This is a genomic window from Protofrankia sp. Cr2 (genome assembly GCF_963555885.1).
Taxonomy (GTDB): domain Bacteria; phylum Actinomycetota; class Actinomycetes; order Frankiales; family Frankiaceae; genus Protofrankia.
In genome coordinates, this window is sequence record NZ_CAUVXG010000085.1 from 8,318 (window position 1) to 16,960 (window position 8,643).

Consider the following 8,643-nt stretch of genomic DNA (forward strand, 5'->3'; position numbering starts at 1 on the left):
AGTGCGGTCGTCGCTGCCGGTGGCCAGGGTGTGCCCGTCCGGCGAGAATGCTACTGACCGCACCGGATCTTTGTGGCTGGTGAGCGGGTCGCCGAGCTGACGGGGAGCAGCCGGGTTCGATACATCCCACAACACCACCGTCTGGTCGTCGCTGCCAGTAGCAAGGGTATGCCCATCCGGCGAAAATGCTACTGACCGCACCGGATCGTTGTGGCCGGTGAGGGAGCCGCCGAACTGACGGGGAGCAGCCCGGTTGGACACATCCCACAGCGCTACGGTGCCGTCGGAACTGCTGGTGGCCAGAGTGTTACCGTCCGGGGAGAACGCCACCGACAGCACCGGACCGTTGCGGCTGGCCAGGGGGCTGCCGAGCCGACGAGGGGCAGCCGGGTCGGATACATCCCACAGCAGCACGGTCTGGTCGTCGCTGCCGGTGGCCAGGGTGCGCCCGTCCGGGGAGAACACCACCGACCACACCGAACTGTGGTGGCTGGTGAGGGGGTCGCCGAGCCGACGGGGGGCCGCCGGGTTCGATACATCCCACAGCACCACCGTGCGGTCGTCGCTGCCGGTGGCCAGGGTGCGCCCGTCCGGCGAGAACGCCACCGACGCCACCGAATCGTTGTAGCCGGTGAGGGGGTCGCCGAGCCGACGGGGAGCGGCCCGGTTGGATACATCCCACAGCACCACCGTGCGGTTGTCACGGCCGGTGGCCAGGGTCTTGCCGTCCGGGGAGAACGCCAGCGATCCCACCGAATCTTCGCCGCCGGTGAGGGGGTCGCCGAGCCGACGGGGAGCGGCGCGGTCGGACACATCCCACAGAACCACGGCGCCGTCGGAGTTGCCGGTAGCCAGGGTGTGCCCGTCCGGGGCGAACGCCATCGACTCCACTGGGCCGTTGCGGCTGGTCAGGGGGGCGCCGAGCCGGCGGGGAGTGGTGCGGTCGGTCAGGTCCCACAGCAGCACGGTCTGGTCGGCACTACCGGTGGCCAGGGTGTGCCCGTCCGGGGAGAACGCCACCGACCACACCGGGCCGCTGTGCCCGCTGAGGCTGGCGTCCACGCCGCTGTTGACCAGAAGGTCCATCAGTGCGGCCTCCGGACCTGAACCCGGCAGCACCGTCTCGGCAACCGCCGCCAACCGGAAGGCAGCCCCCGGGTCAGAGTTCCGCGCGCCATAGGCCCGGGCCAATAGTTGACCAGCGACGGCTTGCCGCCGCGCGGCTTCAGCTCTGTCTCGCTCACGGGAAGCCACCTGCGCCTGGACCAAAGCGAAAGCAACACCGATCACCGTGACCGACAACACCGCAAGCAGGGCTATGTACTGTTGCCGCCGGCGGCGTCCCTGTGACGTACTCGTTGCCAGGAACGCTCTCACATTGGAGATGAGATCGGTGGCTTTCAAGGTTTCACGGGCGGCCGTGGCTCGGCCGAGCGGCCAGAGGTGATCGGCCGGCCGACCGCGGCGTTCCCATTCGGCGGCAGCCGCCTCAGCGGTGCGGCGCAGCCGTAACACGTCGTTCTCCCGGCCGATGGCCTCGGCCAGCGGCGGCCAAGCGGTCAGCACCCGCTCGTGGGCGACGGCGACCACCGGTCCGTCGGCGCTGTCATCGGTGGTGAGCAGGCGGCGATCAACGAACTCGCCCAGCTCGATGCGTACCGCCTCGGGCAGGCTATCGAGCCCGACGCTGCGCCGGGTGGTGTTGCCGGCGTCGTCGACGGTGACCAGGCGAAGCAACCCTGCCAGCACATCGGCGCGGCTTCGGCCGGTCCGTGTCTGCGCTGCAGCCAAGGCCGCATCCGCCTGGGCGGCCAAGGCCCCGGACACCCCGCCGAGCTCCTCGTAGCGTTCCTCGGACAGCTCGCCGCCATCGCGGACGCCCCGGGCAAGCTGCTCCAGCACGAACGCGAGTAGCGGCAATGCCTGCCCGCTGCCGGCGTCGGCCACGAGCCGGTCCACCAGCGGTTCGTCCACCCGGACGCCAGCCAGCCGCGCCGGCCCGGTCACCACCGCCCGCAGCGCCTCCGGCCGCAGCGCAGTAAGCGTGAACGTGCCTACCGGCAGCTCGGCCTCACCGGCCGCGGTGAGCATGTCGTCGAGGAACTCCGAGCGCAGGGTCGCGACCGCCTGGACCGGCCCCGAGGCCGCCGCCGCGAGTAGCGCGAGGAACTTCTCCCGCGCCGAGGGCGACGTACGGGTGAACAGCTCCTCGATTTGATCGAGAACCAGCAGCATGCGCTGCTCCGTCCCCCCGGCTAACAGCTGTTTCGCGAGGCGAGCCAGACCGTCAGGCTCGTTAAGTGCCCTCTCGATGCCGTCCCGCGTCCACGCGCCGTCCCGGGTGCGGGCCACGTGCGTGAGCACCTGGCCAAGCGCCGTGCCCGGGTCGACGCCGGGGGTCAGCGGTGGGCACACCAGCCATGCCGGATCGGCCTGTAACAGCGGCATCACGCCAGCCCGGACCAGCGACGACTTCCCACTACCCGACGGCCCGACGACGAGAGTCAGGCCCGCTCCAGCCGGGCCGGCCGGGGCACGGAGCCGCTCGATGAGCCTCCGGCTGTCCTCGTCCCGGCCGAAGAAGACCTGGGCCATGCCCGTGTCAAAGGGACGTAGCCCCGGGTACGGCGGGTCGTCCCGCGTCCACCGGCCGCTGACATCCCAACGCCGTATGCCTGCGACGATCTGCTCGCGCAGCGCCTCCCGGCCATCGGGGTCGTCCGAGTCGCCGGCGAGCTCGTCAACTACCTCACCGTCGGGATCGATCGTGCCGGTCAACGGCCACGGTGGCAGTGGGGCCTCGCCCGCGCCGGTGCGCAGCACGAACACCCCGACCCCCGCCCACGCTGCCATCCCGGCCACCGCCATGCACCGGGACGAAGCTGCGAAGCGTGGCGAGACTATGCAAAATAAAAGGTCAGCCTGGTGCACCGCCTCGACCCCGGTGTCGGCATCGCTGACACCGGGGCCGCTGGCATCGAGGTCGCTCTGGAACAGCACGGTGTGTCTCTCGGCGGAGAGCCACCGCCCCACCCGCTCGGCGAGGTCCGCGTCGCTGCGGGCAAAGCTGAGAAGAACGTGTGCCATGTACGACAACCCCCCGAACCAGCGCACACCCGGCTAACACGACGTCGTTCTCGATCATACGCATCTGCCCTGTGGGTGCCCGAAACTCGTCCGGGGGTGCGAGCTGGGACTTGTCGGTGTGAGGTGCCAGACCTCGCTGCCACCGGCGTTGGCCTGGCCTTTTAAGAGCGCCCGGCAATAGGGGCGTGGGTCGAGGAGCGGGGCCTTGCCACGGTAGCCGTGAGATCGGTTGCACGTGCCCATGCCTGGGACCGATGATCAGAATGGCGGCGCCGGTCAGCCCGGGGGAGATGACTTGTGATCCAGGAGACCCGGTCGCGGCACCACACCCGTCATGACGGCTGATCCCGACGCGCCCGTCGCCGGGTCCGATGCCGGCCGGCCGGACATCTCCTCAGCCGGCTCACCGCACCCGGACTCCCACCAGATCATCACTCCCGTCAGATCGCTGCGCACGCAGGGGTCTGCGGACGCCACTGCCGGCATGGTGGTCCTGACGTGCCTGGTCGGGATGTTCTCGACCACCTTCACGGCCACCGTCCTCACCGTGTCGGTCCGCACGGTCGCCACCGACCTTCACAGCACCGCCGGTGTGGTCACCTGGGCGGTGACGGGCGGAATGCTGGCGCAGGCGATCGCGATGCCGATCCTCGGGCGGGTCGGCGACATCCGCGGTCACCGCCGGATCTTTCTCATCGGTATAGCCCTGGCCATTGTCTTCTCGGTCCTGTCGGCTCTGGCCTGGAACGCCCTCTCGTTGATCACCTTTCGGACGGCGGCGCAGCTTGCCGGCGCGGCGACGATCCCCGCATCGTTCGCGATCCTCTTCGAAATCTTCCCGCCCGCCGAACGGATCCGTCCCTCGGCATGGGCGTCCGGTGTGCTGGCGGGTGCCTCGGTCAGCGGACTGGCCATCGGCGGCCTGATCATCTCATCGATCGGCTGGCGTCCGTTGTTCGCGATCCAGGCATGCCTGGCCCTACTCGCGCTCGTGGCAGCAATCAGGCTGTTGCCGGCCGACCGGGGGAACGCCCATCTGTCGTTGGACCGGGCCGGCTGCGTCGTGCTTGCCCTCACCGCGTTCGCGCTTACCTTCGGCGTCAACCGGGCGGCCGCCTGGGGCGTACGCCCGGTGGTCATCGGGCTGCTTGCGGCGGTCCCGGTGCTGGCGTGGATCCTGGTGTGGACAGAACGGCGGGCCGCCGTACCGGTGCTTCCCCTCCAACTGCTCGCCGAACGCGACATCCGTGCCTCCGGGATCGCCTCATTCATGATCGGTGCGGCGCACCTGGGCAACTTCATCGTGACGCCGCTTCTCCTGGAGGGGGTCTTCGGGTTGTCCGTCGCGGTGACGTCGCTCGTGACGATGGCCCGCACACTGTCCATCTCGCTGTCAGCGCCGTCCGCGAGTCGGCTGGGAAGCCGCTTGGGACCACGCCGGCTCGCCGTCGCAGGCGCCGCCGCCTATGTGCTCGCCCTCGGTCTCCTGGCGGTGGGCACGCAACTCACCACCTTGTGGATGGTCATCGTCGGGTTGATGGCGAGCGGGCTGGCTTTCGGGCACGCGCAGCCACCACTGCTGGTCATCGCAGGCAGCGCGGCGCCGGCCGACAGCTTCGGGCTGTCGATCTCGTTGCAGCAGACCGCGATCCAGATCGGCGCCGTGACGGGCATGAGCCTGCTGTCGGCGATCGTCGCGGACTCCGTGCGTGCCGGGCCGTTCGTCGCCGCATACCTGCTCGGTGCGGCGCTCGCCGTCGTCGGCTGCATCGCAGCCCACCTCTGCTCCGCTACGCCTCCACATCCCCTGCTCCCCTACCCCTCTACTCCCCACGCTCGACGGCCGGACGCCCCAGGTGGAGCTCCACAGCCTCGGTCCGGACGGTGACCTGGACGTCTACACGGGGCCACTGGGGCGCTAAGTGGTCTGCGCGTCAGGTGCTCCGGGTGAAGGTGAGAACCAACGTGTCGGCGCCCTCGCTCGTCACCAGGTTGACGAATACCCGGACGTAGTTGGCGCCTGTCCCCCGCGACCATCCGGTAGGGCCAGTCTGGGTGAACCCGGCGCCCCGCAGCCGTACGGTCGCTCGCTCCTCCAGATCGGCCGTTTCACCCACGGCCCGTAGCGTGACTCTCCGCGTCGCGGGTTGGGACAGCGGCCGCCCGCCGGAGCGCACGTCAGCGATGACATTGCCGATGCCGGCCGGTTCAATTTCGCCTACTGCCGCGTCGATCGGCCGGAAGGCCGCTCCGGATCGGCCACATCCGGCAAGGCTCAGTGCGGCGATCAACAATGCGACGCCGAGAAGTCGCCTGGGCGAGACGCTCGAAATGATCATGCGCATTCCTCGTGGCGGATAGCGATCTGCGACGACAGGTACCTACTATCCACCCCCGCCGTGACTCGTGCCCGGTGGGTTCCGTATCCTGCGCGTCCTTGACCGAAATTTTCACGGGGGGGTCTTGATCTATGTTAGGCGCGCGTATTTTCCGACGTCTGTTGTGTGCGATGTCGGCGGTGGTTGTTTTCATTGTGCTGGCACCCCTGTTTGTGATGACGAATGCCGCCCGTGCCGCAACCGAATGCCCTCGGTTCGAGTTCGTCGGAGGCCGTGGTTCCGGCCAGTCTCCGCAAGGGGACGGCGGGGACTACAGCGCGGGTAACCAGTATGGGATGGGCCCGCTGCTGTACTCCGTTTACGACCAGCTCGCGGGCCTCGTCGGCCGCGATCAGATCAGCGCCTACGGCGTACACTATCCATCCGTCGGCATCGCCGGTTCGTTCGGCGAATACGTAAACGGCACGGGCGCCTTCCTCCATATAAAGCCTTTGGGGTCCTACACCGACTCAGTCCGTGCCGGCACTGCGGACACCCTTGCCCATATCCGCGACCGCCGCCGGGTATGCGGTGATACCACCCGTTTCATCCTTACCGGCTATTCGCAGGGCGCGCAGGCGGTCGGCGACGCCCTGCAGAGCATGACGGCGCAGGAACGGGCGTCGGTCGCGGCGGCAGCGTTCTTCGGTGACCCGTATTTCAACGCCCGCTCAGCCTCGTCGAGGGCCACCGACGCCGACCACTACGGTCTTCTCGGCGTCCGGGACGAATGGCCCGCGGACATGAGCGGCAAGATTTTCTCCTACTGCCGCCCGCACGACCCGATCTGCGGAATCTCGAAGCGAACCCACATCATCGGCGACGGAGACCTGTACTACCGGGACATCCCCTGGTTCCAGGGTTTCGGCCCACACAGCGAATACGACTCCAGCGGCGACGCGGCCGACGCCGCCCGCCAGCTCGCCCGCGTCGTGGGCGCGCCAACCCCGCGAACCGGGTCCGTCCCGCTGGATCTGATCTTCACGATCGACACCACCGGCTCCATGGGTGGCGTCATCGGCCAGGTCCGCGACAACGTCACCGCTCTCACCCAGTCCATCGCCTCTACCAGCAGCGACTACCGGTTCGCGCTCGTCGACTACAAGGACGGCCCCGAGCAGGGCGACCCGTACCGCGCGCGGGTAGACCTGCCCTTCACCACCAGCGCCGCGAGTTTCTCCACCGCGGCTGCCACGCTCAACGCATCGGGCGGAGGCGACATCCCGGAAAGCGTCTACTCCGGTGTGATGACCGCGCTCAACATGCCCTGGCGCGCCGGCGTCCGCAAGGTCGTCATCGCCATCGGCGACGCCCCCGGCAAAGACCCCGAGCCGGGCACCGGCTACACCCTCGACCAGGTCCGTGCCCGCGCGCTGGCCGTCGATCCGGCTCAGGTTTACACAGTGGCCACGTCCTCGTCATCGACGACCACGTCCTTCCTCACCGCGCTCGCGACCGCGACCGACGGCAAGTTCTCGCTGGCGTCGACCACCCAGGAGTTCGTCGACACCCTGCGTTCGACCATCGTCGCCGCAGGCTCCGCGCCGGTCGCCAAGGCCGGTGGCCCTTACACCGGGATCGCCGGCGAGCCGATCGCCCTGTCCGGTGGGGGCAGCCGGGACGAGTCGACCCAGATCGTCGCCTACGACTGGGACTTCGACGGTGACGGCACCTACGACGCCACCACGCCATCCCCTGTCACCGAACATGTGTTCCCGGCTGCGGAAAGTTACTCGATCGTGATGCGGGCACGCTCCGCGCTTGGGCTGAGCGGCGTTGACACTGCGACTGTGACGGTCACCGACCCGCCGCGACCCCCGACGACACCGCGGTCCCTCACGGCGACGCCGGCCGACGGCCGAGTTACTCTCGCCTGGACCGACGGCGGCGGCGGTTCGACCACCTGGTACACCGTCTACGACGGAGCCGGACACGTCATCGACCGGATCTCGGCGGCAACCGGGGCGACAGCCGTTACCTGGATTGATCAGGCGCTCGTTAATGGAACCCCACAGACGTACCGGGTGACGGCGGGCAACCCGGCGGGCGAGTCGACCGCAGCCGGCCCTGTGACGGCCACCCCGACAGGCTCGACCGCACCCCCAACCGTCCCGTCGCTGTGGGCGACCTCGACTACCGCGACCGCCATCGACATCGCCGGCAGTGGATTCAGCGCCGGCGGTCGGATCCACAGCGAGGGAGGCATCCGGATCATCGGCACCGGTATCACCCTGCGCGGTGGCACCGAGTACGTCACCATTTTCACCGCCACCCCACCCACCGGGACCAAGGCAACCCCGTCTCCAACGACCGTCGCCGCCGGGCTCGGTACCCCGCCAGTGCCGAACATCGCCGACTACCGTCCCGACGGGCCGGTGGCCGGCTCCGGCGTGGCATATCGGGCGATCGACGCCACGGCGTGCGTCAGGGGTGTCTGGACACCGACCAACCTGGCGAGCCTGTCCGGGGTCGTCTACGTCCCGTGCGCGGTGGTGATCAACGGAAACAGGCAGCGACTGAACGCCACGATCGCCGCTGAGGGAACCATCCGGATCACGGCCACCAACACCCAGATCGGACCGGACACCCCTGGCTCGCCCTCCTTGATCAGTGCCGCCCGTTCACCAGACGCCATCGTCATCGCGGCATCCGGTGTGTCCCTACGCGGCACGGCCTACGCACCGTTCGGCAGCGTCCGGGTCACCGGCTCGGCGACCGTCTTCGAGTGTGGCGTCATCGCCTCCACCATCACGGTGAAGAGCTCGGGCGCATCCGCGCCCATCACCGCGCGGTGCGGCTCCGGCTCCTGACCGCCAGAAGAAGAATCTGATCTCCCTGGTGGTGGCGGTGTTCACGGCGCCGCCACCACCCATGGAGACACTCGCGAACACTGCCGCATCCTCGCCATCAAGGACGGCGGCCAGGACAAGGCGGTTTCTGGGGCTGGTGTCGGTGCTGGGGGTGGGTCTTGCCGGGCGGTGGTCGTCGCGTCGGAGCTACCCGACCCCGTTAAGAGCGCCCGGCAATAGGGGCGTGGATCAAGGAGCGGGGCCGGGGTGCGTAGATCGCAAGGCGGAGGAGGGAGGCACCCTGGTGTTGGGTGTCGACCGACGACAACGCGGCGAGGTGCGGACCCCGGCCCCGCGACGCCGCATCCCTATTGCCGGTCGCTCTAAAT

The 8,643-nt window shown here is 69.0% G+C and carries 4 protein-coding genes; 2 read left to right on the top strand and 2 right to left on the bottom strand.

Annotation, left to right across the window (positions count from 1 at the left end; genetic code table 11):
- Nucleotides 1–3,087 (bottom strand): AAA family ATPase (locus U9978_RS22820; RefSeq protein WP_322763198.1); only part of this gene is annotated, 3,087 nt, incomplete at its 3' end.
- A gap of 334 nt (nucleotides 3,088–3,421) precedes the next feature.
- Here U9978_RS22820 and U9978_RS22825 point away from each other — a divergent pair.
- Entirely contained in the window at nucleotides 3,422–4,975 is a 1,554-nt protein-coding gene (locus U9978_RS22825; RefSeq protein ID WP_322763199.1) for an MFS transporter, read from the top strand.
- Nucleotides 4,976–5,021: 46 nt separating this feature from the next.
- Here the strand turns inward: U9978_RS22825 and U9978_RS22830 are convergent, their stop codons facing one another.
- Nucleotides 5,022–5,426 carry a hypothetical protein gene (locus tag U9978_RS22830; protein ID WP_322763200.1) on the bottom strand — a complete coding sequence of 135 codons (405 nt, stop codon included), beginning with the start codon at nucleotides 5,424–5,426 and terminating at the stop codon, nucleotides 5,022–5,024.
- A 179-nt stretch (nucleotides 5,427–5,605) separates the two neighbouring features.
- Between U9978_RS22830 and U9978_RS22835 the strand changes: the two genes are divergently transcribed.
- Nucleotides 5,606–8,275, top strand: coding sequence for a cutinase family protein (locus U9978_RS22835; RefSeq protein ID WP_322763201.1), 2,670 nt, complete (start codon nucleotides 5,606–5,608; stop codon nucleotides 8,273–8,275).
- The last annotated feature ends 368 nt before the right edge of the window (nucleotides 8,276–8,643 follow it).

What these genes read in the sequence shown, in the direction of transcription:
- U9978_RS22825 (WP_322763199.1), top strand. Translation starts at nt 3,422, where the DNA reads ATGACGGCTGATCCCGACGCGCCCGTCGCCGGGTCCGATGCCGGCCGG.
- U9978_RS22830 (WP_322763200.1), bottom strand. Translation starts at nt 5,426, where the DNA reads ATGATCATTTCGAGCGTCTCGCCCAGGCGACTTCTCGGCGTCGCATTG.